The 26,196-nt window shown below is 45.0% G+C and carries 25 protein-coding genes; 2 read left to right on the top strand and 23 right to left on the bottom strand.

The features are described 5' to 3' along the window. Positions 1–30: 30 nt before the first annotated feature. From hepT to Q7P97_RS01340, 13 genes are all read right to left on the bottom strand, one after another. On the bottom strand, positions 31–435 hold the full coding sequence (hepT, locus tag Q7P97_RS01280) for a type VII toxin-antitoxin system HepT family RNase toxin (RefSeq protein WP_303965383.1): 405 nt from the start codon (positions 433–435) through the stop codon (positions 31–33). Then, a complete protein-coding gene (mntA, locus tag Q7P97_RS01285; RefSeq protein ID WP_099624977.1) occupies positions 428–838 on the bottom strand; it encodes a type VII toxin-antitoxin system MntA family adenylyltransferase antitoxin in 411 nt (136 codons plus the stop codon). The genes hepT and mntA overlap by 8 nt, the downstream gene beginning before the upstream one ends. Before the next feature lie 135 nt (positions 839–973). Continuing rightward, entirely contained in the window at positions 974–1,333 is a 360-nt protein-coding gene (locus tag Q7P97_RS01290; protein WP_303965390.1) for a DUF3021 family protein, read from the bottom strand. Between the two features lie 293 nt (positions 1,334–1,626). Next, positions 1,627–1,851: a hypothetical protein gene (locus Q7P97_RS01295; RefSeq protein WP_303965393.1), complete on the bottom strand. Its 225-nt coding sequence runs from the start codon at positions 1,849–1,851 to the stop codon at positions 1,627–1,629. A gap of 208 nt (positions 1,852–2,059) precedes the next feature. After that, positions 2,060–3,451, bottom strand: coding sequence for an L-cystine transporter (locus Q7P97_RS01300; RefSeq protein WP_085428066.1), 1,392 nt, complete (start codon positions 3,449–3,451; stop codon positions 2,060–2,062). Between the two features lie 258 nt (positions 3,452–3,709). Then, positions 3,710–5,803, bottom strand: coding sequence for a beta-propeller domain-containing protein (locus Q7P97_RS01305; RefSeq protein ID WP_303965395.1), 2,094 nt, complete (start codon positions 5,801–5,803; stop codon positions 3,710–3,712). 206 nt (positions 5,804–6,009) lie between these two features. Beyond that, positions 6,010–7,182, bottom strand: coding sequence for an aminotransferase class I/II-fold pyridoxal phosphate-dependent enzyme (locus tag Q7P97_RS01310; protein ID WP_303965397.1), 1,173 nt, complete (start codon positions 7,180–7,182; stop codon positions 6,010–6,012). A gap of 342 nt (positions 7,183–7,524) precedes the next feature. Next, entirely contained in the window at positions 7,525–8,718 is a 1,194-nt protein-coding gene (locus Q7P97_RS01315) for an acyl-CoA dehydrogenase family protein (RefSeq protein ID WP_303965399.1), read from the bottom strand. Positions 8,719–8,743: 25 nt separating this feature from the next. After that, positions 8,744–9,352 carry a GNAT family N-acetyltransferase gene (locus Q7P97_RS01320; protein ID WP_303965402.1) on the bottom strand — a complete coding sequence of 203 codons (609 nt, stop codon included), beginning with the start codon at positions 9,350–9,352 and terminating at the stop codon, positions 8,744–8,746. A gap of 79 nt (positions 9,353–9,431) precedes the next feature. Continuing rightward, the gene (locus Q7P97_RS01325) at positions 9,432–10,580 is read right to left on the bottom strand and encodes a saccharopine dehydrogenase family protein (protein WP_303965404.1); all 1,149 of its coding nucleotides are present in this window, start codon (positions 10,578–10,580) and stop codon (positions 9,432–9,434) included. A gap of 25 nt (positions 10,581–10,605) precedes the next feature. Next, positions 10,606–12,081: an aldehyde dehydrogenase family protein gene (locus tag Q7P97_RS01330; RefSeq protein WP_303965407.1), complete on the bottom strand. Its 1,476-nt coding sequence runs from the start codon at positions 12,079–12,081 to the stop codon at positions 10,606–10,608. A gap of 396 nt (positions 12,082–12,477) precedes the next feature. Then, on the bottom strand, positions 12,478–14,331 hold the full coding sequence (locus tag Q7P97_RS01335) for a tetratricopeptide repeat protein (protein WP_303965409.1): 1,854 nt from the start codon (positions 14,329–14,331) through the stop codon (positions 12,478–12,480). Between the two features lie 80 nt (positions 14,332–14,411). Then, the gene (locus Q7P97_RS01340) at positions 14,412–15,914 is read right to left on the bottom strand and encodes a DHA2 family efflux MFS transporter permease subunit (protein ID WP_099693533.1); all 1,503 of its coding nucleotides are present in this window, start codon (positions 15,912–15,914) and stop codon (positions 14,412–14,414) included. A 175-nt stretch (positions 15,915–16,089) separates the two neighbouring features. On the opposite strand from Q7P97_RS01340, the gene Q7P97_RS01345 reads away from it, so the two are divergent. Continuing rightward, a complete protein-coding gene (locus Q7P97_RS01345; protein ID WP_303965415.1) occupies positions 16,090–16,971 on the top strand; it encodes a TetR/AcrR family transcriptional regulator in 882 nt (293 codons plus the stop codon). Positions 16,972–17,145: 174 nt separating this feature from the next. Here the strand turns inward: Q7P97_RS01345 and Q7P97_RS01350 are convergent, their stop codons facing one another. The 7 genes from Q7P97_RS01350 to Q7P97_RS01380 are packed head-to-tail and all read right to left on the bottom strand — an operon-like array spanning position 17,146 to position 22,103. Then, entirely contained in the window at positions 17,146–18,111 is a 966-nt protein-coding gene (locus tag Q7P97_RS01350; protein WP_303965418.1) for a 2-hydroxyacid dehydrogenase, read from the bottom strand. A 13-nt stretch (positions 18,112–18,124) separates the two neighbouring features. Further along, entirely contained in the window at positions 18,125–19,144 is a 1,020-nt protein-coding gene (gene moaA / locus Q7P97_RS01355; RefSeq protein WP_198166157.1) for a GTP 3',8-cyclase MoaA, read from the bottom strand. Next, positions 19,141–19,710, bottom strand: a complete 570-nt coding sequence (mobA, locus tag Q7P97_RS01360) for a molybdenum cofactor guanylyltransferase (RefSeq protein WP_303965423.1) — start codon at positions 19,708–19,710, stop codon at positions 19,141–19,143. The genes moaA and mobA overlap by 4 nt, the downstream gene beginning before the upstream one ends. After that, the gene (gene moaD / locus Q7P97_RS01365) at positions 19,707–19,940 is read right to left on the bottom strand and encodes a molybdopterin converting factor subunit 1 (RefSeq protein WP_085428051.1); all 234 of its coding nucleotides are present in this window, start codon (positions 19,938–19,940) and stop codon (positions 19,707–19,709) included. The genes mobA and moaD overlap by 4 nt, the downstream gene beginning before the upstream one ends. After that, a complete protein-coding gene (locus Q7P97_RS01370) occupies positions 19,937–20,383 on the bottom strand; it encodes a molybdenum cofactor biosynthesis protein MoaE (RefSeq protein WP_303965427.1) in 447 nt (148 codons plus the stop codon). Before Q7P97_RS01370 ends, moaD begins: the two co-directional genes overlap by 4 nt. Next, complete coding sequence (mobB, locus tag Q7P97_RS01375) at positions 20,380–20,850, bottom strand: molybdopterin-guanine dinucleotide biosynthesis protein B (protein ID WP_303965430.1); 471 nt, start codon at positions 20,848–20,850, stop codon at positions 20,380–20,382. Before mobB ends, Q7P97_RS01370 begins: the two co-directional genes overlap by 4 nt. After that, positions 20,847–22,103, bottom strand: a complete 1,257-nt coding sequence (locus Q7P97_RS01380; RefSeq protein ID WP_303965432.1) for a molybdopterin molybdotransferase MoeA — start codon at positions 22,101–22,103, stop codon at positions 20,847–20,849. The genes mobB and Q7P97_RS01380 overlap by 4 nt, the downstream gene beginning before the upstream one ends. 66 nt (positions 22,104–22,169) lie before the next feature. On the opposite strand from Q7P97_RS01380, the gene moaC reads away from it, so the two are divergent. Beyond that, complete coding sequence (gene moaC, locus Q7P97_RS01385) at positions 22,170–22,661, top strand: cyclic pyranopterin monophosphate synthase MoaC (RefSeq protein WP_303965435.1); 492 nt, start codon at positions 22,170–22,172, stop codon at positions 22,659–22,661. Positions 22,662–23,030: 369 nt separating this feature from the next. On the opposite strand, the gene Q7P97_RS01390 is transcribed toward moaC, so the two are convergent. Genes Q7P97_RS01390 through Q7P97_RS01400 form a run of 3 tightly spaced genes read right to left on the bottom strand, consistent with a single transcriptional unit; the run spans position 23,031 to position 26,139 of the window. Further along, a complete protein-coding gene (locus tag Q7P97_RS01390; protein WP_303965438.1) occupies positions 23,031–23,552 on the bottom strand; it encodes a MogA/MoaB family molybdenum cofactor biosynthesis protein in 522 nt (173 codons plus the stop codon). A gap of 12 nt (positions 23,553–23,564) precedes the next feature. Further along, entirely contained in the window at positions 23,565–24,584 is a 1,020-nt protein-coding gene (locus Q7P97_RS01395; protein WP_303965440.1) for a ThiF family adenylyltransferase, read from the bottom strand. A gap of 43 nt (positions 24,585–24,627) precedes the next feature. Further along, complete coding sequence (locus Q7P97_RS01400) at positions 24,628–26,139, bottom strand: nitrate/nitrite transporter (RefSeq protein WP_303965442.1); 1,512 nt, start codon at positions 26,137–26,139, stop codon at positions 24,628–24,630. Between the last annotated feature and the right edge of the window lie 57 nt (positions 26,140–26,196).

Here is a 26,196-nt window from a genome sequence, read left to right on the forward strand (position 1 = left end):
CCAAGTGACTTTATTAACTGACTTACCTTCCTAAAGAACACGTAAGACGATTTTCGTATAGTCTTTAAAGTCGTTAATATGCTTTTCTACAATTGCTTCCAAAATCTCTAAATCTATTGATTGATAATCATGTACAGCAATATTCCTAAAACCTACCATATTCATTAGTGTGCTAGCTAATGATTCATCAATAATAGTAGCTTCTTGCAACATCTTAAATGCATCACGACTTGCTTTTGGTATGCCTAACTTCTTTTCACTGACGATATGCATTGCCAAATCGATACTAGCTTCACAAGCACGCTGAATATTTAAAATAATGCTATCTTGCTTAGTAAAATCTTTTAGATTATCTACATTCTGATCATATACTTCATGAACTCGATTCACACAACGTTCGATGGTTGTCACTTTATTTAAAATCACATCATTCATCGCCGAATACACTCCCTCTTTCCCGAATGCTTTGTAATACTTCTGCTCGTTGCTGGTTAAGGTTAATGTACATACTAAAAGCCTTCATTCGCTGTTTTATAAACTCATTTTCATCACGGCAAGAAAGTAACTTACCTGTTGAAAAAATTTGCATAGCAAATACTGTATCTACTTCTCGAATATTGACTAAATCGACTTCCCTTTTAGCAACTTGTGCTAGTTCACCCGCTAATATAAAACGTTCATATGATGAAAGTAAATCAACTGCATAATAACCCAAATCAATATCACTGTCTTCTCTAGCAGTACCTTTTCCATGAGATCCAAATAATAAAATAAATGACGGATTTACTCGTTCATTTAGCAAGTCTACAACTTCTTTTTTTATTTCTTCAGATAGCATGACTCTCACCACTTTCGTCTGTTTTATCTATTATAAAAGGAGTAACCAAAAATGGCTACTCCTCCCCTCAACCTCACTCGTTTCTTACATAACGATTTGCCATTAACGCGCCCGATAATGGATACCTATTTATTATTACCATGAAAAGATTTTGGCTAATGCAGACATGACACTCCATATAACTAAGCCAACCAAAATAAAAAAGAGAAAAATCTTCAAAGCGTCCCATACAGAGGTAACTTCAAACCAGCCACTTACCAAAAGTATTGGATAAACAGTTACCAGCATAATTAAAAAATGGACACCACTTTTCCTGGCAAAACTCCAATGATCGATGTTATAAATAACCGTTGCAGCTCCTACAAAAAAGGCGATAAAACTAGCTATAAATGTCCCTTTAGCATCTAAATACTTTCCTTGATAATATAACGATAATGCAATGCCACTCATAATAACGAATGGTATCCCACCTCTTAAAAGTGCTTTTGTAATCATCGCTTTTATCTCCCGTCAGAATAATAAAGGTATTATGGTGCGCTTTTTTTAGATGTAGTTTTATAATTAAATAAATAATATGAAGTACCATCTATAAATAAACCTGTACTAAGCCACATTGCGATACCGTTCCATTCACCTTTAAACAATGTGATGTTCGTCAAATGAATTAGGTAAATTAAAACAAAAGAGATATATAAGCACTTTTTCACTTGTATTATTCTCGCCTCTTAAATAATCTGACCCTTTAATGGCATAATCCTTATTCCAGAATTGCGCCCGATTATTTAATCTTAAAAGTTATCAAACAAATATTCTAAAGCTTCTTTTCCTTCCACGTCTCCTACACTCTTAAATCGCTCAACAATAATATCGCCATCTTCAGCAGCAAACTCAACTTCCCATCTTTCGCCAGGAACTGAAATATCAACCCTTACATATTCTTCTCTAGTTTTGTCTAAAGTATAATAAATTTTATTACGTTCTAGTTTTTCTAAAAACTCAATAAAGTTTTTCATTACTACACCTCTTTCATTCCTCAAAATGGCCCTATTACAAAATTATAAGCCTACTCTTACTTTCCTATTACTATAGCAGAAATATCCAAATTACTTAAATAGATTTAATAGCGTTCTATCTAGTGCCACTTGATGCTTTAATTGGATGTTCGTTCGCGTAAAAAATCCCGTAGGAGACAAAGCTGTCTTCTACGGGATTTCTTAAAAATTAAGCTTCTACTGTTTGTTTTTCAAGTGATTCATTATACATATCTTTGTCAAGTTCACCAGTTACGCGGGCTGTAGTGACACCGGCTGTCATTGAACCACTAACGTTTACAGCAGTTCGGCCCATGTCGATTAATGGTTCAACTGAAATCAATAACCCCGCAAGTGCGACAGGAAGATTTAGTGCCGACAAGACAAGAATTGCAGCAAATGTTGCGCCTCCGCCAACGCCAGCTACACCAAATGAGCTAATCGCAACAACTGCGATCAATGTCAATAAAAACATTGGTTCAAGTGGGTTTTGACCTACTGATGGAGCAATCATGACAGCGAGCATCGCTGGGTAAATTCCTGCACAGCCATTTTGCCCGATGGATAAACCAAACGAACCAGAAAAGTTTGCGATCCCTTCAGGTACACCTAAACGGTTTGTTTGTGCATGAATCGTTAACGGTAATGTACCTGCACTTGAGCGTGATGTGAAGGCAAATATTAATGCTTCTCCTGCTTTTTTCACATATGTCACTGGATTTAATCCCGATAATGTAATAATGAGCAAGTGAATGCCGAACATCACTATTAAGGCAACATAAGAAGCAAGGACAAACTTGCCGAGACTGTAGATGGCCATAAAGTCGGACGTCGCTACGGTTCGCGCGATAATCGCCAAAATACCATATGGCGTCAAACGTAGAACGATTCGTACAACACCCATGATCAAGGCATAAATCGCGTCAATTCCTTTTTTCACCGTGACCGCATTTTCTTCATCTCTTCTTGTAATCGCTAAGTAAGCAAACCCAAGGAATGCTGCAAAAATAACGACCCCAATGGTTGAAGTTGGACGTGCCCCTGTGAAATCTAGGAAAGGATTAGCAGGTAATAAATCAATGAGCTTCTCAGGTAGCGAGAGATCGGCTACAGTTTCGAGGTTTTCTTCCATAGAAAGCCCACGTGCCGCTTCTGCTTCCCCTGACACAATTTCAGAAGCGTCCAGTCCAAATAGAAGCGTAACTGAAATCCCTACAATCGCAGCAATCGCGGTTGTACCGACGAGCATACCTAAAATCGTACCTGCCATTTTTCCAAAGTTTTTTCCGATGGTTACTTTCGTAAAGGCCGCTAAGATGGAAATAAAAACTAGTGGCATAACAATCATTTGCAGTAATTTAACATAGCCGGTTCCGATTAAGTTAAACCACGGCATCGATTGCTTGAGGATCTCTGACTCTGTCCCGTATGCAAAATGTAAAATAAGTCCGTATCCAATCCCGAGCCCAAGCCCCGTAAAAACGCGTTTTGAAAATGAGACCTTTTTGCGATTCATTCTATATAATAGACCGACGAGCAACAATAGGCCCGCAATGTTCACAATAAGTAAAAAAGTATTCATCATTCTATCCCCTCTTTTTGTATATTATTATTGTATTTCTTATAAACTATACTCTATCCCCTTAATCCCTATTCGTCAAGTAAGATTTAAAGTTTAATTATAGTAGATAATCTATTGCGCTACTTACTTGAACTAACGTCTCTTCTTATAACAGTTATAGCCATTAACGTTATGTATCGAAAAGTCCAATAAAAAAGGAATACCGACTAAGCTGCATAGAGTCGGTATTCCCATCAACGAGTTAAGATCAGTTAGCATTTACTTCGCTAGTGTATCCAGCGGTGCAAATCCGTTCAACGCGTAACTTCTAACTTCATTTGGAGCAATCGTGTAAACGGTATCTCCGCTATATAACAAGCGGCGGATTTCTTTTTCCCAGTCCATATAGTCATTTGTCATGCGCTGCGTCAAATCAGCTGCTTGGACGATGCCTCTTTCTACTGTGATTTCGTAAATCATTGCGCCTGAACTTTGCAAATCTACGACGCCTCCATCACGTTCAGATTGTTGATAGATGCTGACCGGGAAACCGAACAAGCTACGCGACGGATGGATGAACAATGCATGATGGTCATCTTGTACCGATGAATACGTTCCCTGTCCACCGATGATTTCAGTGTCAGTTTCTTTCGGGTTCGCGAAATTGGTTACGTCAAACAAAGAGATTTTCATACCACCCGTTTGGATGATCGGCTCGCCACCTTGTGGATTTTTCTTCGCAATTGTTTCATAGCCGAAGCCTATCAAATGCCCTTCGTCAAGCGGGTGTAAATAATTACTGAATCCTGGAATCTTCAATTCGCCAAGCACTTTGGGATTATTCGGATCTTCTACATCCATGACAAACAGCGGATCGGTTTCACGGAATGTGACCATATACGCCTTATCACCAAGGAACCGTGCGGAATAGATGCGTTCATTGACCGCCAGATTTTCGACTGATCCGACTTGCTTCATATTTTCGTCGAGAATGAACAAATGGTTTTTCGCTTTATTACGTTCATCCCATAGATTACCTTCTGTTGTGACGGTTCGGAAATAGCCGTTGTGTTCATCCATCGAAAATTGATTTAAGATGGTACCTTTTAATTGAGCGGTTTGAAGGAAATTCACTTGCGTTTTATCCAAACCGAATTTGAATACTTCGCTAGTATTTTGATGTTGGTCTTGGTAGTTTGTAGACGTCAGATAGAGGTGATCTGCTGACATGTAAAGTTGTTCGCCACTTCCAAGATACGCTTTCGTATTCACTCCACCCTTTTCCCCTGATTCGATATCAAGTGTTGTGATGATCGAGTAAGAAGGTTCCATCGCGCCTGGCAAAATGGAGATTTTATCAAGTGCTAGCGATTGGACTTTTTGTTCGACTGCTGAATCATAGACTTTCGGCAATAACTGATCTTCTGCCGGTACTGGATGATCGTACCAAAGGAATGGTTGATTATTTGTAATCATGTAAACGTATGGACCAATTTTACGCGTACCGATTACGTAACCTTCTGCCCCTGTTTCACGAATAAGTTTCGGACTTGTTCGGTCCGTGACATCATACACACGAATGACGGATAGTTGTTGCATCGGCATCATACGATCTTCCGTCATTTTTGAATCCATATTGGATGTTGGGGCATTTAGATTTTGACCACCGATTAGTACGACTTTGTCTTGATCGACGTACAGTTCGTTTGCATAGAATCCATCCGTGAAATCTACCTTGCTAGCATGGACCATGTCTTTTGGATCGCGGATATTTGTGATGATCAGCCCTTCTCCGTTTAAGACTTCGTAAAGGTAGTCACCATCTGTTTTGACTTGGTCCGCCTCATCTACCCCTGCTACTTGTTGATTGGTCTGTGAATAATCGGGACCGCCACCAGATGCTGAAGAAGCTTTATCTTCCGTGGAAGATTCCATCATGATTTCACTCTTTCCTTGCGGCTCTATCCGCTCGAAGAAGTTTTCGATTTCTTTAATGGAGCTTACAGGTTGCATTGATTCTAGAACGGTGAAAGAAAGCACCTTATCCTCTGCTCGCTTCCATATACCAAAACTATTCGATGGAATATGCAATGTATAGTTTCCTGGTTGTAGTTCACCTATTTGTAATGAGGTATTGCCATTTCCGTACGAAAGCTCAGCTTGGGTTTTCTTATTGCTTTTCGTCACATGAAACTGCGAAGCATCCATGCTCTTTTTCACAGGGTCAGTAAAATAGATATTCAGCGACTGGCCCGCAAGCACAGACTTTGTGGATGTAATTCCGACTTTCGGCCAGAATAGGAAACTGATCAGCACTAAGATACCGATCGTTCCCGCTGTACCAAGTACAACAAGCCATCTGCCTGTATTCATAGTTTTCATCTCCTTTAGTTTTGATGTGTACTAAAGTAGACCGAAAACTTTTGATTTCGTTACACTTTATTTTTAAATTCTATAACTTCTTTCATTGTCGATCGCCTTCACCTTTTTCGTTGCTGACGGATTGTCGAATGAATAGTGACCCAATTATTTTTCAATAAAAAAAGAGAGAGTAGAAATCCACTCTCCCTCGCTTTTGTTTAGTTACTGACAATCGATAATCCCCTAAGCTGTTCAATCGCTTGCTCGATCAATTCGACTTTCTGCACGAGAGCGAGTCGGACAAAGCCATGCCCTGCTGTGCCGAAGATGCTGCCAGGCACCATCACGACGCCTGCTTGTTTAATGACTTCAAAGACAAATTCTTTGTCATTCATGTCGTATGGATACTTCGCCCAGACGAACATTCCCCCTTCAGACGGTGTCGTTTCCCAGCCTAAAGATGCGAGTCCGTCCATTAAGGCATGGTGACGTTTCGAAAACTCAGCGCGTAGGCGATCCGTAATTTCTTCACCGTTATCCAGCGCAACAATGGCGGCTTCTTGAATCGGTCCGAATGTTCCATAGTCGAGATTGGATTTTAGTTCGCGAATGACTTTGATCATTTCTGCATTTCCGACGAAGTACGCGATCCGTGCACCAGCCAAGCTGAAGCTTTTTGATAGTGAATTGATTTCCATACCGACCTCCATTGCGCCTGGTGTTGTGAGGAAACTTGCGGGACGGTCGCCCGTGAAATAGTACTCCGAGTAGGCTGCGTCATGCAGTACGATGATTCCGTATTTCTTCGCGAACGCTACGACTGCTTCGAAAAAGGCTTCGCTTGGCATAGCGGGTACTGGATTTCCGGGTAAGTTCAAGATGAGAAGTTTCGTCTTTTTCAGCACGTCTTCTGGGACTTCATTCAAATCAGGTAAGAAGCCGTTTTCTGCAAGTAATGGCATGTAATACGGCACTGCACCTGCTAATTTAATTCCCGCGTCATACGCGACGTAGGCAGGATTCGTTGTCAGAACATAATCTCCTTCATCGCAAAATGCGAACGGCAAGTGGACAAGACCCTCTTGAGAACCCATCGTCTGAAGAACTTCCGTATCGGGATTAATGACGACACCGGTGCGTCGTTTATAATAATTCGCGACCGCTTCATGGAATCGCTTCGTCCCTCCGAGTGTATAACCGTAAGAAGAGGCAAGCGCGCTTTGTTCGGACAATGCTTTACGTACACGTTCGTCAGGTGGAAGATCAGGACTCCCAAGACTTAGATCGACGACTTGTGCACCTGTTGCTTTCTTCTCTTCAGCGGCTGCTTTCAGATCACCAAAAATAGCTGGTGAGAAAATGGACATTTTTTTGGAAGGTTGAAAATTCATGAAGACACGCTCCTTGGCTGTTATAGGATAGTTAATGACTTCATTATAACACGCAAAAGTTCATTCGGAATCGTTTTCCCAATGAATATCACAGGTTTGTAGGGTAACAATAGGGGAATACTTTCGATAATGATAACTAAAGGAGGGTCCTTACGTGAGTAAAGACAAATACGAGAAAATCGATGAGCAAGTACAAGGGCAAACACAAGCTACGCAACCTGGTGTCGAGGAGGCTCAAGCCACGCACATGGGAAAGCGTCCGCCTGGAAGGCCTCTCTCCCTTCTCCCACTCACACAGCAAAAAAGACGATCCCTATATGAGATCGTCTCTTTGCTATGCATTCATTCCTCAAACGGCCACTTCGGCAACATGCGATTCAACTTCTTATCACTACGCTCGCCAAGCACATACCCCGCCTGCATCAACGTATGAATCTCCCGCGTCCCCTCATAAATAACAGGCGCCTTTGAATTACGCAAATAACGCGCCACCGGATACTCATCCGAATACCCATACGCCCCATGAATCTGCACTGCATCATCGGCTGCTTGATTGGCAAAATCACAAGCTTGCCACTTCGCAAGCGACGTTTCCCGCGTATTACGAACTCCTTGATTCTTCAGCTCACCTGCACGATATACAAGAAGCCGGCTCATCTGATAACCCGCTTCCATCTTCGCAAGCATCTGTTGCACAAGCTGATGTTCTCCTATCTTCTTGCCGAATGTCTCACGCGTCGTTGCATACTCTACACTGGATTCGAGGCAGGCATACAATAATCCGACAGCGCCAGCCGCAACCGTAAAGCGACCGTTATCAAGTGCCGCCATCGCAATCTTGAACCCTTCGCCTTCTTCGCCAAGCAAATTCGCGGCAGGTACACGAACGTCTTCAAAGAACAACTCACCGGTGTTACCTGCACGAATACCGTATTTCCCTTTGATCGCTTTCGATGAAAACCCAGGCAGTGTACGCTCTACAATAAACGCGCTAATGCCGTGGTGCTTTTTCGATTTATTCGTATAAGCGAAAACGAGGAAGTTGTCTGCCGAATCACAAAGTGAAATCCATGTTTTCTGGCCATTCAATATATAGTCATCGCCGTTACGAACTGCCGTCGTCTGAATCGCGGAAACATCCGAGCCAGCGCCCGGTTCCGTCAATCCGAATGCGCCAATTTTTTCGCCTTTCGCTTGCGGCACCAGGTACTTTTGCTTCTGTTCTTCCGTTCCCCATTGCATCAGTGTCATACAATTTAAGCCGATGTGTACGGAAACTGCCGTTCGAAAAGCTGTGTCTCCACGTTCGAGTTCTTCGCATAGTATCGCCAAAGCATTATAATCCATGCCGCTGCCACCGTACTTTTCCGGTACACAGACGCCCATGAACCCTAGATCTGCAAGTCGTTTCCAAATTGCCTCGTCAAAGCTTCCTTGTGCATCCCATTTTGCAATGTGTGGCATGATTTCCGCGTCCACGAACTGTCTTGCCGTTTGTCGCAACATTTTCTGTTCATCTGTAAATGTAAAGTCCATCTTCGTGTCCTCCTTTACAATGAAACTATGCTTTTTCAATCCAAGCGTTTACTGCAATTTGCCCGACAGGTACACGGTATACTCGGTTGTACAACTGTCGATAAAACTTCCGGAACTTGCGCTCATTCAGCTCCGGCAACTTGACACTAGTCATCAATAATAATGGATGCTTGAAATTCGTCAATTTGATTGTTTGGTCGAGCGTTAATCCATTGCGTTCGTAAAACGCGATACGGCGAGTGCGAATAGATAATTGTTCTTCATTTTGGGACAAGTCCGGATCTTCTACTTCGAGTAAAATGCCTTCCGGCGATAACGCGTCCAAACGGCGAAGCATCACGCTGCCTAACCCGTACGAACGGAATTCGGGCGCAATTGCCAAGTACAGCACGTGTATCCCACCGTACTTCGGGATTTTTTGATAGATTGCGTAGCCGTAGACGTTGATGCCATCTGTCAAATAGACCGCATGTAGAATCTTCTTCTTTAATGCCTTACGCATAATCGGAAACGGAATATGGTCGAGAAAGCCGAAATCCACCAGTACGAATTTGAATAGTCTATTCAACGTCCGACGATTCGTTGCCAAATGCTGTAGTCCCATCTGAGAGGTATTTAATGTTTGTTCATGCATTTTCACTTCACTCCTTAGTAATACGAGGAGATGGTCTGTTGAGATCTAAATCCACGCTTTACTACCAGTATATACTGTATTAGGTCTGTTGTACGTCGATGACAACTCCGCGTTTCTTCATTTCTTCGATATACAGTTTTCCCGGCACGATTTTTTCCGGTGGATAAGCGCCTCTTTGCGTAATAACCCCATTGCCAATCATTTGCGCGACGACAGAGATCGTGTTCGCTGTAGCTAGCGCCATGGCCGTTTCATTGGTATTCTGATCTTTTTCGGTAATCATATTGAACGTTACCGTATGCGGTTGTTGATCTTTGATTCCGCTAACTATGACGCGAAGCAATACAGCGTCCGATTTTTCTCCAAGACGTAATTGTGGCGTCAAATGAGCGAGCATGACGTCGCGCACACGTAGCGGTCTACCATCTACTCGGATTGTGGATTCCCTAGATAGTAAGCCGAGATCGACTAGTACTTGAACCTTGTCAGCATGACCTGGGTAACGAATCGTCTTGTACTCTAGCGTTTCGATAGTAGGAAATGACTCGAGCATGGTCGACGTACCGCCTGATGTATGGAAGGCTTCCATTTCGCCATAGCGATCGAATTCAAGCGTTTCGATTTCCGATAATGAAGGCAGTTCCTTCACTTCACCATTTCGCATAACGCGGGACGTATCCGTGTAATGATCGAATAATCCTTCCAATGAAAACACGACATTATAATTTAAGGGTGGTTCGGGTTTGACCGGAACACCGCCTACATAGAGTTTGATCGATTTCGTTTCATCCAATAAAGACGCGCCGTAACCCGCAAGAATATTAATCATACCCGGTGCCACGCCGAGGTCAGGAATGAGCGTCACACCTTTCGCGGCAGCCTGTTCACTTAGCGCGAGAACTTTTTCCGTTGCTCCACCGATATGTCCACCTAAGTCCACAACGTGTACGCCCCGTTCTACAGCGCAGCGAGCAACCGATTCATTGAACGTATAAAACAGTGCATTGACGACAATATCCCCAAGCCCGATGACATCACTGAGTTGCTCTTCATTCGTCGCATCGAGCAATAAAATATCGAGCTTTTCATTCATTAGTTCTTCTGCAAAATCTTCCGCTTGCCGAATGGCACGATCTGCAAGATACACTTTCTTCACTTCGTCCTGCTTGACTAAATCACGAACTACTTCTTTTCCCATTAATCCTGCACCTAATACGACAACTCTCATTTGCTCATCCCTTCTTCCTGTGAGTTCATTCCGTATCGATTTGCGCGCGCTGCAACTTGCCGCTGTAATCGATATAAATGCTCTTCCATTCCGTAAAGACGTCCAATGCCGCCACACCAGAGTCTCGATGACCGTTCCCCGTACCCTTCGTTCCGCCAAATGGCAGATGAATTTCTGCGCCTGTCGTGCCTGCGTTAATATAGACAATGCCGGTGTCCAGATCGCGTTGTGCACGGAATACTTTATTGACATCTTGCGAGAAAATAGAACTGGATAAGCCATAAGCTACGCTGTTATTCACTTCGATCGCTTCATCCAGACTGCTGATCGTAATCAACGAAACAACTGGTCCGAAGATTTCTTCCTGTGCCAATCGGCTGTCCCATGCGACATCTACAAATAACGTCGGTTCGAAATACTGTCCGCTAGCGAATTTACCTTCATTCAGCACATTTCCGCCAGCTACGAGATTTGCACCTTCTTCTTTGCCGATTTTAATATAACTTTGAATTTTCTCAAGTGCCTTTTCATTGATGACAGGACCCACTTTTACCGTTTCATCCAGTCCATCACCCATCGTCAAATCTTTCATACTCTCGATCAGACGTTTCTGCAACTCTTCTTTGACATCTTGATGAACAATAACTCGACTGCAAGCTGTGCAACGTTGCCCCGCCGTTCCAAATGCGCTCCATAAAATTCCTTCCACCGCGAGCTCGATATCTGCATCTTCCAATACGATGACCGCGTTCTTGCCACCCATTTCAAGCGATACTTTCTTCAAGTGACGACCGCCCAACTCCGCAACATGTCGACCTGTTTCCGTCGAGCCAGTAAACGAAATCACGCGAACGTCGGGATGTTCAATCAGTGCTGTACCGACGTCTGAGCCTGAACCAAAGACGATATTCGCCACACCATGCGGCAAACCAGCTTCTTCGAATATCAACGCCATTTCATACGCCATTAGTGGAGTTTCCGTCGCCGGTTTCCAGATGAATGTATTGCCCGCCACAATCGCCGGGAACGACTTCCACGTCGCAATCGCAATGGGGAAATTCCACGGTGTAATCAGACCCACCACGCCAATCGGTGCACGAACACTCATCGCGAACTTATCCTGCAGCTCGGACGGTACCGTTTCACCAAACAAACGACGCCCTTCTCCTGCCATGTAGAACGCCATATCGATTCCCTCTTGCACTTCACCACGCGCCTCTTCTATTACTTTACCCATTTCCTTCGTCAGCACGCGTGCAAGATGTTCTTTTTTATCTTTCATCATGCGGCCGATTTCATAGAGATAATCCGCACGCTTAGGTGCCGGCACCAAAGCCCATTTCTTCTGCGCCTTCTTCGCTGCCACAACCGCCTGACCTACCTCTTCCTCCGTAGACAAAGGCACCTGTGCCAACTCTTCCCCATTCGCCGGATTAAGCACAGCCGTATAACGAGCCGCCTCCCCTTGCCAAACACCATCGATATAATTAGTCAGCTTCATCAAAACTACTCCTCTCTACTCCATATAGTTTTCGTAAGTTGTCCCTATTAGAATTGTTCGACAATATATCATCCTATTCCTCTAATACAAGGTATATTCCCAAGATTTAAACGGTTTAATCAAAGTAAGAAACGGTACTCCCCCCACTTCAGCGCCTGCAGATGGCTCCCGCAACAAGCCTACTGATTAGAGACGCCTTCGTTTTATATGTAGCTGGAGATCTTTACATATCACTAAAATAGAAGGGCAAACTAGTTGATCTGCGTTTTAGGCGGCGACTCCCGCGGGAAAGCGTCCGCCTAAAACGCAGATCAACGGTGCCTTCCCATTCACCAATGCAAAAAAAACCGCCACAGCAAGTCGGAAACTCCAACTCGCCATGACGGCCAACATTCATTACAACAAATACCAAATATAATGCGCTTCCTCATGACTACCCGGCGTAAGCGCCGCACTCTTCGGATAACTCATCTTCTCCACAGCCATCTCCATCAACTTACTCACATGTGGATTCAACTGCTCCGCCTTCGCAAACAACTCTAAAGCACGCTCCGAAGACTCACCTTGCGCACGCTCCATCTCCACCAACCAAGACAAGTACCAATACGCCGCATCGCCTTCAGAAACTTCTACCGTCGCCTCCAACAATCGTGTCGCCTGATCAATCTCGCCTTGATGAATCAAAGAAGAAATCGCCAAGTACCGCGCACCTTGATGGTCAAAGAGGTCAAGCGACAGCAGACGTATAAACATCTCACTCGCCTCCGCAAAACGGCCTTGCTCATACAACCATACACCGTACAGCATGAGGCTGCGCAAATACGGACGATTCGGTGCAAACTTCCACGCATCTTCCGCACGACCGTCGAACTGCTTTTCTCCAGAGAAAATAGCTTGCTTGAAGAACTTATCCTGCTCGTCCTTCGAATCCGTCAACTCTGTCTGAAGCAACAACGCATCGACATTCGTCGGATCTGCGCCATATGCCCCTTCTGCAAAGTCACGTCGCTGTTCTACCGTTTCTGCGTTATATGCCATATAACAAAGCATTTGCGCTTCTTGCTGCTGGTTTTCCGGCTCAAATGGTTGCTGAATGGCTTCTTGAATATATGCCTGTGCTTCTTCAAACGAATCGAAGTCATGCTTTTGCGTCAACATATGCACTTGCCAGTTCATTTGCTCGGACGGAAGAGGATTAGTACCAATATGATACGGAACTTCTGTCTGTCTTTCTGCCATCATTTTTTCAAGATCTTCAATTTTCTCTAGCAAAATATCTGTATGCTTACGGAAAGAAGATACGGATACGTCGAACATTTTTCCGACTTCCGCTTGTGTATACGTATTCGGGATCATGTTCGTATCGACAGCCAATTGGAACGCCGCTGCCGCGAGTACTTCCGGCTTACGGAATTTCGGATCTTGATCGGTAAAGTAGTAGGCCATCAAGGACAGCAACATTTCATACGCACCTGGATACAGCTCTTCCTTTTCGAGTTTAGCATCCAGTATTTCTACTACTTCACGTTGTAATGGCGTGAAGTTCTGCTCGACTACATCTGATAATGTCTGAACGTCGAGTTTGCAAACGACTTCATAAATATCCACGAGATGCTTTTTGAAAAAATCGAAGCTATTTTTTTCTTCGCTCGTTTCCGCTATTTCCTGCACACGTGCTTTTAGTTCGGTACTCATATGCTCATTCACCGCGATGGCAGAAATCGGCATGACCCAACGCTCGTCATTGCGCATCTCTTCTAGGACAATCGCAATGACAGCCCGCACGTCTTCTGGTTCGCCTGCTTCCCTTGCCAATAAATACTCGCCAGTCCCAAGAATCTCTTTCATATGGTAGACTTCTTTATCTGCCTTCGATACTTCTGCAAACGTAACGAACGCATTCTGCCAGCTCTTCAAGATAGCTCGTACTGCTCTATTTTGTGTGCGATTCAATGCTTTTACTAGATGACGTCTCCATAGATCTTTACGGACGATGAAGAAGTAATAATCACTGACATTCGTCACGAGTTCCTCTTCTTCCATCCACTCACCAAGACGTCCTCCCCACTCTTTTAATAAGCCTTCAAGTGTTTTAATCTCTGAAGGAGATAATGTAGTTTCATAGTAGCTATTCAGTATTTGCTTAAGCTCTGCTTGTATTTGATTTGTGCCCGGCACATCTGTCTTGCCACAGCAGTTCTCTACGATTTCCCCGCTTCCGCATGGGCATTTTTCTTTATTCCCTATCACATCGAACACAACCTTTTCTTTTTACTATACCATACTAAAAAGAAGCTCCGCATGCATAGTAGCACGCGAAACTCCTTATTTTACTTTTCAGACTGTTCCTTCACTTCGCCAATAGCTGGTGAAGTCGGTGGCATGACCCGTTTAATGAATAACGATAGTATCAACGCGACCAATGTAATAACTGTCGAGATGAAGAACGCGTGATTGACGCCGTCCAGCATCGCCAGACGTCCAATCTCTTCTTTCATAGTAGATACATCGACGCCAGATGCAGCCAAATCCTTCACTTGGTTAGCTGCTGACACATCCAACCGTTTGGTCATGAGTGTCAATAACAAGGCCGAACCAATCGCACCAGATACTTGCTGCAAAGTGTTATTCATTGCCGTACCATGTGGATTTGAGATCATCGGTAACGAGTTCATTCCGTTTGTCATAACCGGCATCATTACCATCGACAAGCCGAACATCCGGAATGTATACACCGCCATTAAATAATAATAGCCTGTATCCATCTGCAGTTGACTTAATAAATACGTTCCGATTACAGAAATGATCAACCCTGTGTAGACGAGGACACGCGGGCCATATTTATCGAATAAACGACCTGTGATTGGCGACATGATCCCCATTAAAACAGCACCTGGTAACATGAGCAGTCCTGCATCCAGTGGTGAAATACCACGGACATTTTGCACGTACAACGGTGTCAAAATCATCCCCGAGAACATCGCTACAGACAGCACCATCGATACGACGGAAGCGAGTGCAAACATCGGGTACTTGTAAATTCGAAAATCGAGCATTGGTTCTTTCATACGTAATTGTCTTAGTATAAACAATACAAGCCCTATCGTTCCGAGCGCGATCGTGCCATAGACAATTGGAGAACCCCAACCTTTTTCACCCGCTGAACTAAAGCCGTATAGCAGGCCACCGAAACCGATTGTCGACAATACCAACGAGAAAAAGTTGATGCGGACATCGCGGTTCGGCGTAATATTCTTCAGCTTGACGATAGCAAGGACTAGTGTCAACAATGAAATCGGCAAAACGATTTCAAACAACGTCCGCCATGAATAATTCTCGACTACCCAGCCGGACAATGTCGGTCCGATAGCGGGTGCTGTAAACATTACCAGACCGAACATACCTAGTGCCGCTCCCCGTTTTTCGATCGGGAAAGCTGTTAACATAACATTCATTAACAACGGCATCATCAATGCGGAACCGGATGCTTGGATCATACGCGCGACGACTAGTAAAGAGAATGTCGGCGCAATGATGGCGATAAACGTTCCTAACGAAAAGAGCACCATCGCTGTAATGAAGATTCTTCTATTGGTAAACTTCTGAATGAAAAACGCACTGGCTGGAATCATAATCCCGTTAACTAGCATATACCCCGTCGTCAGCCACTGAACAGCTGATGGAGTAATCGAAAACTCTTCCATAATGACCGGCAATGCGATATTCAGTAAAGTATTATTTAAGATCGCAACAAACGCACCAATGAACAAAATTGCAATGATGCCATAAGGTGGCTTCTCATGCATTTTTTTAATTTCTAATGATTCTACCATTTTACCCTCCTATAACACGTGAAAATATGTCAGGTTTATATTTTATACCGCCAGTTCATTTATTACAACTAATAAATTCCTATAGATTCAAAAGCTTGATATAACAATGTTTTAAGAATAATATATGTAGTATACACACAGTATAAAACAAATCCAAACATACAGGTGATTATCTATGAACGACCGAAAAAAACATGTATTGCTTATAACAAAAAAACTATTCATCGACAAAGGCTTTCACGCGACATCCATCCAAGATATTTTGGATGCAGCACAAATTTCAAAGGGAACGTTCTATAATTATTTCTCTTCAAAAAATGAATGTCTCATGGCGATATTGCGCGATGCTTATTATATAAGTTACTTACGAAGAAACGAGCTGGCGATCGGCAAGGATTTAGCAGACCCTACCCTACTTTCTGCACAAATTGAAATTCGTTTGACGATGAACCGACAACAAAATTTGCTTCCGTTATTTGAAACGATTGTTCATTCGCCTGATGACGAGCTACGTCAATTCGTCAAACAGATGCATTTTCGAGAACTCGCATGGATTGCGAAACGTTTAGTCAACGTCTACGGCGAGGAAGTAAAACCGTACTCTTATGATTGCGCATCGTTACTCTTCGGCTTCATCCAACATGCGCTCAACGTCTGGAAAAGTTCCACTACAGAGCAAATCGATACGATGAAACTAGTAGAGTTCGTCATGCAACGAATGGAAGTCCTCGTGCCGGACATCGTAAAACGTGACGCACACTTCCTGTCACAGAGCTTGCTAGAAGACATGTTAACAGCCGCAGAGTTCTATCCGATGACACGCGAAGTGCTAATCGAGAGTTTGCAAAAGTTCATCGAAAAGTTATCCGAAGAAGAACATCAAAGAATGCTTTACAGCCAATTTCTATTGGACGAGTTATCATCTGACCACCCGCGACTCTATTTACTAGAATCCGTCGTTCGCTCATTCCGCCAAGCCTTCGAAGGCTCCGAACTGCAGCTACAAGTAATCGAACTATCCGCGGCGATTTGGTCGTTCATCCACAAATCTCAATGAAACCAAAAAAGAGACTAGCAAAGTCCGCAACCATGGCTTTGCTAGTCTCTTTTTCAGTTGTTGAGGATTAGGTTGAGTGGTTTCTAGTTGTAAACAAATTATGTTATTGAAACCACTTCGGTGTTGGAAGACGTTTTTATTTGTCTATTATGGGGGAATCACTACACATCACTACTAACCACGAACCTGATGATTAGGCTCTTCCCCTAGCGCAAACGCAAGCAATGCATCCACGTTCAACTTCATCATTGCCTTGCGCGTCTTCACTGTTGCACTTCCAATATGCGGTAACACCGTCAAGTTTGGCAACGTCAACAACGGATGGTCGAGCGGAACAGGCTCCGTCTCAAACACATCTAGCCCTGCCGCATGAATCTTCTTCGTGCGGAGCGCATCAAACAATGCATCTTCATCCACAATCCCGCCGCGCGCCACATTAATCAAAATCCCAGTCTCCTTCATCAGAGACAGCTCTTGCTCACCAATCATCCCCTTCGTCTCTTCACTATACGGCACCAAAATTAACACGTAATCAGAAGACGCCAGCAAATCTGGAAGCTCGGCATAGCGACAGCCGTACATATCCTCCACTTCAGACTTACGGGTACGATTATGATAGAGCACGTCCATATCGAAACCTTTCGCGCGTCGCATCACCGCTTCACCGATCCGGCCCATACCGACGATACCGAGAGTGGCACCGTGAATATCCATACCTGTGAAACCTAGAGGCTCCCATGATGTCCATCGTCCTTCACGCAACGTGTTTTCTGCTCCAATTAAATCGCGGCCCGTCGCCATGAGTAATGCAAAAGCCAAATCTGCAGTCGTTTCAGTCAGTACGTCTGGCGTATTCGTCACGATAATATCGCGCGCCTGCGCCTCTTGTACATCGATATGATTATATCCGACCGCCATGTTGACGATCAGTTTCAATTTCGGTGCCGCGTCAAACACTTCTTTATCGATTTGATCGGAAATGACGACCCACAGCGCGTCTACGTCAGCCACTTCTTTCAACAACACGTCCCGCGGTACCGGTTCGCTCGTTGACTCCCACATTCGCACGTCGTACTTTTCACGAACAGGCGCAACTACGTCTTCTGGCATCTCGCGGCAAATATATACTACTGGTTTCATGGACAACGCTCCTTTAACCACCGATATAGTTCATATTGATCTTCTTGCGGTTCTTCACAGTCTGTTCCGTACGTTCGTCAGAGTAGCGATCTTTACGACCTCTCCAGACGTTCGCGATCTCTTCAAACAATTCCTCATCTGTTTTACCTGAGCGAATTAATTCCCGTAGATCAAAGCCGTCTGATGCGAACAGACACGTATACAATTTCCCTTCAGACGATAGACGAGAACGTGTACAAGTGGAGCAAAACGACTCTGAAACCGATGTGATGAATCCAACTTGTGCATCTGTTCCTGTATAGCGATAGCGTTTTGCCACTTCGCCATAATAGTCTTCTTCTGCAGGCTCCATATCGAATTCAGCAGCCAGCATGTCGTAAATTTCTTTCTTCGTGACCACTTTTTCAAAGCTCCAGCCATTGTCATTTCCGACGTCCATGAACTCGATGTAGCGCAACGTAATATTGCGTTCTTTAAAATATTTAGCCATCGGGAGGATTTCACTTTCATTAACGCCTTTTTGTACAACCATATTTACTTTGATCGTGAAGCCGATGTCCTGCGCTTTTTGAATGTTTTTGAGAACGAGATCAGGTGAAATGCCACGGCCATTGATCTGCCCGAACAGTTCTGGGTCAAGTGCATCCAAACTGATGTTTAGCCGGCGCAATCCCGCGTCATAAAGCGGTTGCGCATATTGACCGAGCAGTACTGCGTTCGTTGTAAGTCCGATGTCTTCGATCCCTTCGATGTCGTGAAGCTTCTGTATCAACTCGGGTAAATTCCGGCGCATTAGCGGTTCCCCGCCCGTCAATCGAAGTTTCTTCACACCTAGCTTCGCAAAAATCCGAGCCAAACGTTCCAATTCTTCAAATGACAATAATTCATTCTTCGCAAGGAATAAAAAGTCATCCCCGAAGATCTCTTTTGGCATGCAATATGTGCAACGAAAATTACAACGGTCCGTCACGGAAATACGCAAATCACGGATCGGTCGTCCGAGTTGATCTACAATGGCATTCATCTTCTTCATCCCCTTTCCAGTTCACATGGCGTGTTGACATTTTTAAAAGCAATTTCTGGAGTATCCGTCAATAAGGCTCCTTCAATCCACTGACCTTCATGTTGCGACTGGACATGCATTACACGACGGTTATCGTCTAGTAACGCTTGTCTGATCGACGTTTTCACATTCGCACTCCAAATTGAAACGAGCGGATGTCGTTTCCCGTCGACTGTGACTGCAGAAATATCCCCTACGTGTAATTCAAGCAACTTTCCTATCACACCGGCCACGATAAACGGCATGTCACATGGCAGCACGACGTATCGGTCTGCTTCCACCTTATCCATCGCGGATAAAATGCCTGCCAGCGGTCCCATCCCTGCAAATGTTTCGAGATCCGTCGTAACGTGAACCGTATCCGGAAAACACCTCACAAATTCCGATCGCGCTACTACCACGATTTCATCACAAAATGGACGTAACGCATCGAGCGAATAATGATAGAACTCGTGGCCTTCATGCGTCGCGAATGCTTTCGGTGAACCGAAACGTCTAGACTTTCCGCCTGCCAGTAGAATTCCTACCGTTTTCATCCGCCACTCACTGGTGGAATGAACGCGCAGACATCTCCTGATTGAATAACATCTTCTTTCAAAGCGTATTCTTCATTCACCGCGACATGGATGGTCTCTTTACCAAATCCCGGATACGTTTCTTCTGCCCAGTTAAGCAATTCTTCCACCGTCAAAGGTGCACGATCCAAAGACTCTTCCCCTTTACCTGTCAACTCACGTAATCTAGCAAAGTAATGAACTGTAATCATTGTGATTCGCTTCCTTTCTTCGGATATTTCTTCTGTGCACCGATCCATTCTTCACCGTCTTCCCAGATTTCCTTCTTCCAGATCGGCACGACTTCCTTGATGCGTTCAATCGCGTATTCATTCGCTTCATAAGCTTCCCTACGATGCGGAGACGAAACAGCTATAACTACAGCAATATCGGAAATCTTCAGCTCACCGATTCGATGCGCCATAGCGACTTGAACTCCCGGCCACTTCGCTTCCATCTCCGAACCGATTTCCGCCAGCTTCTTTTCCGCCATCGGTACATAGGCTTCGTACGCGAGGTATAATGTGCGAACACCGTGCGTCCATTCACGTACATGTCCCGTGAACACCGTCACGGCGCCCGCTGCAGGATGCAAAACTAGATCACTGTATTTCTGCACGTCAATCGGCGTGTCTATGATTTCATAACGTTTCATTCTCTCGCCTCCACCCATTGTTGCAACCAGTCGTCGAGTCGTGTGATATCTTCGAACAACTCAGCTGTTTTCACCGTCCGAATGATTCCAGGCAACGATTCCAACTCTTCCCGTTCCTCTTCATTTCGGATGAGCACCACTTTCTCACCAGCTTCTTTTTTATAGCCTTCTATTAATAAAACATCCGGCTCACCTAACGCAGCCAATGCCTTTAGTTGTTCAAATGAATGTTCTTTATTTTGTATCAATTGTATCATATCGCCGCCAGCGACAAGGGTGGAGACAGCTCCAGAATCAAGAAATTGCATCGTGTCCGTATGTGCTGGAGGTAGTTCTGGTGTGCCTCCATGGCCATGATGTTTTAGTACGGCCACTTCGAAACCAGCGCGATTGAGCACGGTAATCCAATGGGAAACAAGCGTCGTTTTTCCGCTGTTCTTGAAGCCAACAACGTGTAGCGTCTTCACAGTTCCCAACACTCCGCGCCTTGCTCCGTTCCTAGCAGCAATACATCCACCGACATGCCTTTTTCAAAGCCGCGAGTCCCACTTGGTAAAACGATGATGCAGTTACCACGCGCGATCGAAGACACGGCGCTAGATTTATTGAAACCAGCGGGCGTGGCAATGATTCCTTCATTCGTCATCGACCAGCTTGCACGAACGAAACGAGTGAATGGATTGGCTTTCTTGAAATCATCTCCCAGTTTCGCTTGAATGCGTGGCATGTAAGGCGCTGTGCAGCCCATCATTGATAAGATAGCCGGACGCGTAAACAGCTCAAATCCAGTGAAGCATGCGGAAGGATTGCCGGACAGGCCAAACAATAGTTTATTCCCAAGCACTGCCACCGTCGTCACGCTTCCCGGTCGCATTGCCACTTTATTGAACAACACTTCTGCCCCGAGACTTTCATATATTTTTGGCAAGTAATCATAATCCCCAACTGACACGCCCCCCGTCGTAATGAGGAGGTCCGTTTCTTCCAGCGCTTTCTTGACGATTTCAGTACATGCACTTAAGTCATCTTCCATCATGCCATATGATTTATAATCAATCCCTATCCGCGTCAACTGCGCATTGATCATCGGTCCGTTCGAATTGCGGATCTTGCCAGGTTCCAGTTCATCCGTAACACGCAGCAATTCCGTACCCGTCGAGAGCACTCCGGCAATTGGACGTTTCGCGACGCATACTTCGGCATAGCCAAACGTCGCAAGCAACGCAATCGTTCCTGGGTGAATAATCGTTCCTGCTTCGATCAGCGTCTCACCTTGTCTCATATCTTCACCTTGACGTGAAATATTCTCGCCCGTTTCAAACGGCTTGCGCAGCGTAAAACCTCCCTCATTCTCTACCGTTTGCTCAAGCATTACGACTGCGTCTGCTTGTTCAGGAATGAGAGCACCTGTCATAATACGGAACGACTCACCACGCTCAAGTGGACGATCCGCCACATGTCCCGCACCGATTTCTCCGATGACGTGAAATGCTTTGCGATCAGTACCTGATGCTCCTGCTGAATCTTCCGCACGAATCGCAAAACCATCATACGGCGAGCGATCAAAAGGCGGTACGTCGTGTTTTGCTATGATGGGCGCGGCCAACACACGTCCATATGTATCTTCTAACGGCAAGGTCTCCGTCCCCAACTTATGTACATTGTTCATCACTCGTTCTACAGCTTCCGCCACTTGAATAGGTTTTCGAATTTCTACCACGTACATCTCCTACTTTCTTTTGGTATACTAATGAGTACAATGAAACGAAATGAAAGGATGATCAACATGTCCGAACTTACTCACTTCAACGAACAAGGCCGCGCCAAAATGGTCGACGTGTCCGAGAAAGAAACTACATTACGTACGGCGATTGCTACATCATCAATTATGGTTAACGCATCGATTCACGAGCAAATCACCCATGGTACGAATAAAAAAGGAGACGTCTTCGCAGTTGCGCAAGTCGCCGCCATTATGGCCGCAAAAAACACGTCCAACATCATCCCCATGTGCCATCCCCTTCCCTTAACGGGCGTGGATGTTAGATTCGATTGGGATATCGATAAAGAATCTTCCCACTATAATGTGCTTATTCAAGCCGAAGTCAAAACAAAAGGCGTCACCGGCGTCGAAATGGAAGCTTTGACTGCCGCTTCCGCCGCTGCATTGACCATTTATGATATGTGTAAAGCCGCTGGCAAGGATATGGTCATCGGACCGACGATGCTGCAGCATAAGTCTGGTGGAAAAAATGGTGATTACCAACGCACGGAGTAAATTCCGTGCGTTTTTTTGATTGAGTTGGGCGTGTTGGAGAGTGGTTGTGCTCAATGATGTGGCTTGAGTGCTCTATCTGGCTGCGTTTCCGCTCTATGCGGCACGTTGAGTGCTCTATCAAGTCGCGTGAACGCTCTATGTGGTGCGATGAGTGCTCTATCAGGCCGCGTTTCCGCTCTATGTGGCACGTTGAGTGCTCTATCAGGCCGCGTTTCCGCTCTATGCCGCGCGATGAGTGCTCTATCAGGCCGCGTTTCCGCTCTATGTGGCGCGATGAGTGCTCTATCAGGCCACGTATCCGCTCTATCTAACACGCCAAACGCTCTATCAAGCCACGCATCCGCTCTATCTAACACGCCAAACGCTCTATCAAGCCTCCAAGTGCTTCTCCAATTCATGCACGATATGTGGCAACTCGGGAATAATTAACTTATCCATCGCAAGCGTCACTGCCTTTGAAGAGCCCGGCAATAAAAACACCGCCTGCAAGCCGATTCCCCCAGCCGTCGCACGACTGAGTAACGCTTTCGATCCTACGTCTTCGGTATAACTTAAAAATCGGAACAACTCACCGAACCCGTCCAATGGCTTCGTGAAATAAGGTGACACGGTCTCTATCGTAATGTCCCGTGCGCCAATGCCCGTGCCGCCCGTGAAGATCATGGCTTGAATCGATGAATCGGACGACCAAACGGATAACCGCTCTACGATACGCTCCGCTTCATCCGGACAAATTTCATACGCTTTCACAGTATGTCCAGCTTCCACCAACTTTTCGCAAATCACTTTACCACTCTTGTCATCCGCTTTCGTCCGCGTATCACTGATCGTCAATACTGCGACTGCAATCGATTGATTACGCGCCTTCTGCGGCAAATGAGCCTCTTCCATTTCCCATTCCCCCTAGCCGAATAATGAATGATAGATTTTTCGTCCTTCTCGCATATCTTTCAATCCGTGAATCAACAGTCTGCCATTGCCGAATAAAATACAACGGTACCCTTCCGCCTGAAACTCCACGAAGAATGGTGTCTCTCGGAACGTGGATCCTAACTGCTTCGCGACTTTCACACCGTTTGCCACCGTCAGCTGACGTCCCGCGTCCGGTATGATTTGTACCGTATCACGTCCGCATAGTACGGCATACTGTGTACCGGCTGCTTGATGCAGTGCCGGATACGTTGGATGATCCCCGCATGTCTCGCATTGCGGTTTTTTCATCCGACTGATTCCCGCTTCAACTGATGTATTGTTCCACACATCAAAATGCAGAAGTTTCGTGCGCATAGCCGACTCATTCCCCGTCAGCCATTTCATCGCTTCCGCACTTTGATGTGCAGCCGAAATCTGTACAGCGGGCGCAATTACCCCTACTGTATCACATGTTTCATTGACCGCTGGCATGACCGGTAGCAAACAGCGGAAACACGGTGTCTTGCTTGGAATGAAAGGAAAGACGCTGCCTGAACTGCTGACGACTGCACCGTAGACCCAAGGGATATTCAGTTTCCATGCGACGTCATTGATCAACAAACGCGTCTCGAAATTATCGGTTGCATCGAGTAAAATATCCGCGCCTACCGCGATTTCTTCGAGCAACGGTCCATCGATATGATCGAGCAACGTTATAATCTCCACATCTTCACGAATAGCATGCAAACGTCGCTTTGCCGCGACCACTTTTGGTACACTGTTTTTCGCATCTGCTTCAACAAATAATTGTTGTCTCTGCAAATTCGACGCTTCGACATAATCACGATCCGCAAGTGTAACTTTTCCAATTCCCGCACGTACAAGCGTCTCCGAAATGGAAGAGCCAAGCGCGCCACAGCCTATGATGACTGCATGTGCGTCTGCTAGTTGTCTCTGTCCCGACATGCCAATTGGTTGAAATAACGTTTGCCTCGAATATCGATTTTCCACTGGATCTACTTCCTTTCATTAAAACGAGAAGCGAGGCAACCGGTTATGACCGATTGCCTACGCTTGCTTCTGGACTAATATCGCTGAACGAACCAACGTAGCGAACGACGTCGCCTGTTCCATCTTTTACAGAACTGATAGATAGGAACTCTAAGTACTCTTCACCGTTCTTTTTCTTATTCCAAATCTCACCTTGCCATTCACCTTGTTGATCAATCGTGCGCCACATGTCGTCGTAGTATTCTCGGTCGTGTCTGCCTGAGCTTAAGATATTCGGACTTTGACCAAGCACTTCCTCTTCACTATACCCTGTTAGTTTCGTAAATGCCGGATTGACCGAAACTATAAGTCCCTTTGAATTGGTCACGAGAATCCCTTGTCCTGTTGAATCAAATACTTCTTTAGACAAGCTTGTACGATCCATGTAGTAAAGCCAGAAAGCCAATACGAGACTGACTAACGATACTTGCGAAAATGCCATGAAGCCAATTGAATACGAACCTGTCATCGAGAAAATAGTTGCGAGTAGTAATGGAGGGAAAAATCCACCAAGACCACCCATCATTGATACTATTCCGTTCACAGTACCTGCTTGCTTACTGAAATACATCGGGACTAGTTTAAAGATGACACCATTCCCGAGACCTGCAGCTGCCGCAATCATAATACTACCGACTGTGTACAGTCCGATACCTGGTGAAAATGCCAGTACGATAGATGAAATCGTCAAACCTGCGAAGCAACCCATCAATAAGAATAACGGTTGGAATTTATCACCTAACCAACCACCGACAGGGCGTAACAACGTCGCAACGACGATGAAACCGGCTGTTCGAAGTCCCGCGTCTACCTTATCTAGCTCAAAGTAATTGACGAGGAAACTTGGCAAGAACACCGTAAACGCAACGAATGAACCGAATGTGATGAAATAGAACAACGAGAAGAACCATAATTTCTCGTTCTTATAGACACCTTTAATCTGTTCGACAATCGGTGCTTTCACTCGTACTTCCTTACGGTCACCGAAGAAGAAATTCAACGCGATGAACGCAAGTAATAAAATCAAATACATTTTGACGGTCATGGACCAGCCGAACTTCATCGCGAGGACCGGTGCTGAAAACGTCGTGATCGCTGTTCCGATGTTCCCCATCCCGTAAATACCATTGACGAGTCCGTGCTTTTCCTTAGGATAGTACTTCGGTAGCGACGTAACACCAACAGAGAAAATCGCTCCCCCTATCCCAAGTAACGTTCCGCCGATCAAAAGTCCTGTCACTGTTGATGTTTCACTTATGTAGTAGACAGGAAATAGCAAGACGATGAAACTGATGAAAAACATCATACGCGCGCCATAGACGTTGGCGTAGTAGCCGAGCGGTATCCGCAATATGGAACCGAGTACTACAGGGATTGCTGTGATGATGGCCACACGCTCTGGTGGAATATTAATATCTTCGCTGATAAATGGCAGCAAGGAAGATATTAGAACCCACACCATGAAGCCGACAACTAGATTTGCTGTTTGCAAAGGCAACTGAATCTTTTGTGTCATAGGAATCCATCCAATCTAAAGTTAGTTGCAAAACTACCCACTTACTCTTTTATAAGG

Origin of the sequence: Sporosarcina ureae (genome assembly GCF_029267015.1) — a bacterium.
GTDB lineage: Bacteria > Bacillota > Bacilli > Bacillales_A > Planococcaceae > Sporosarcina > Sporosarcina ureae_D.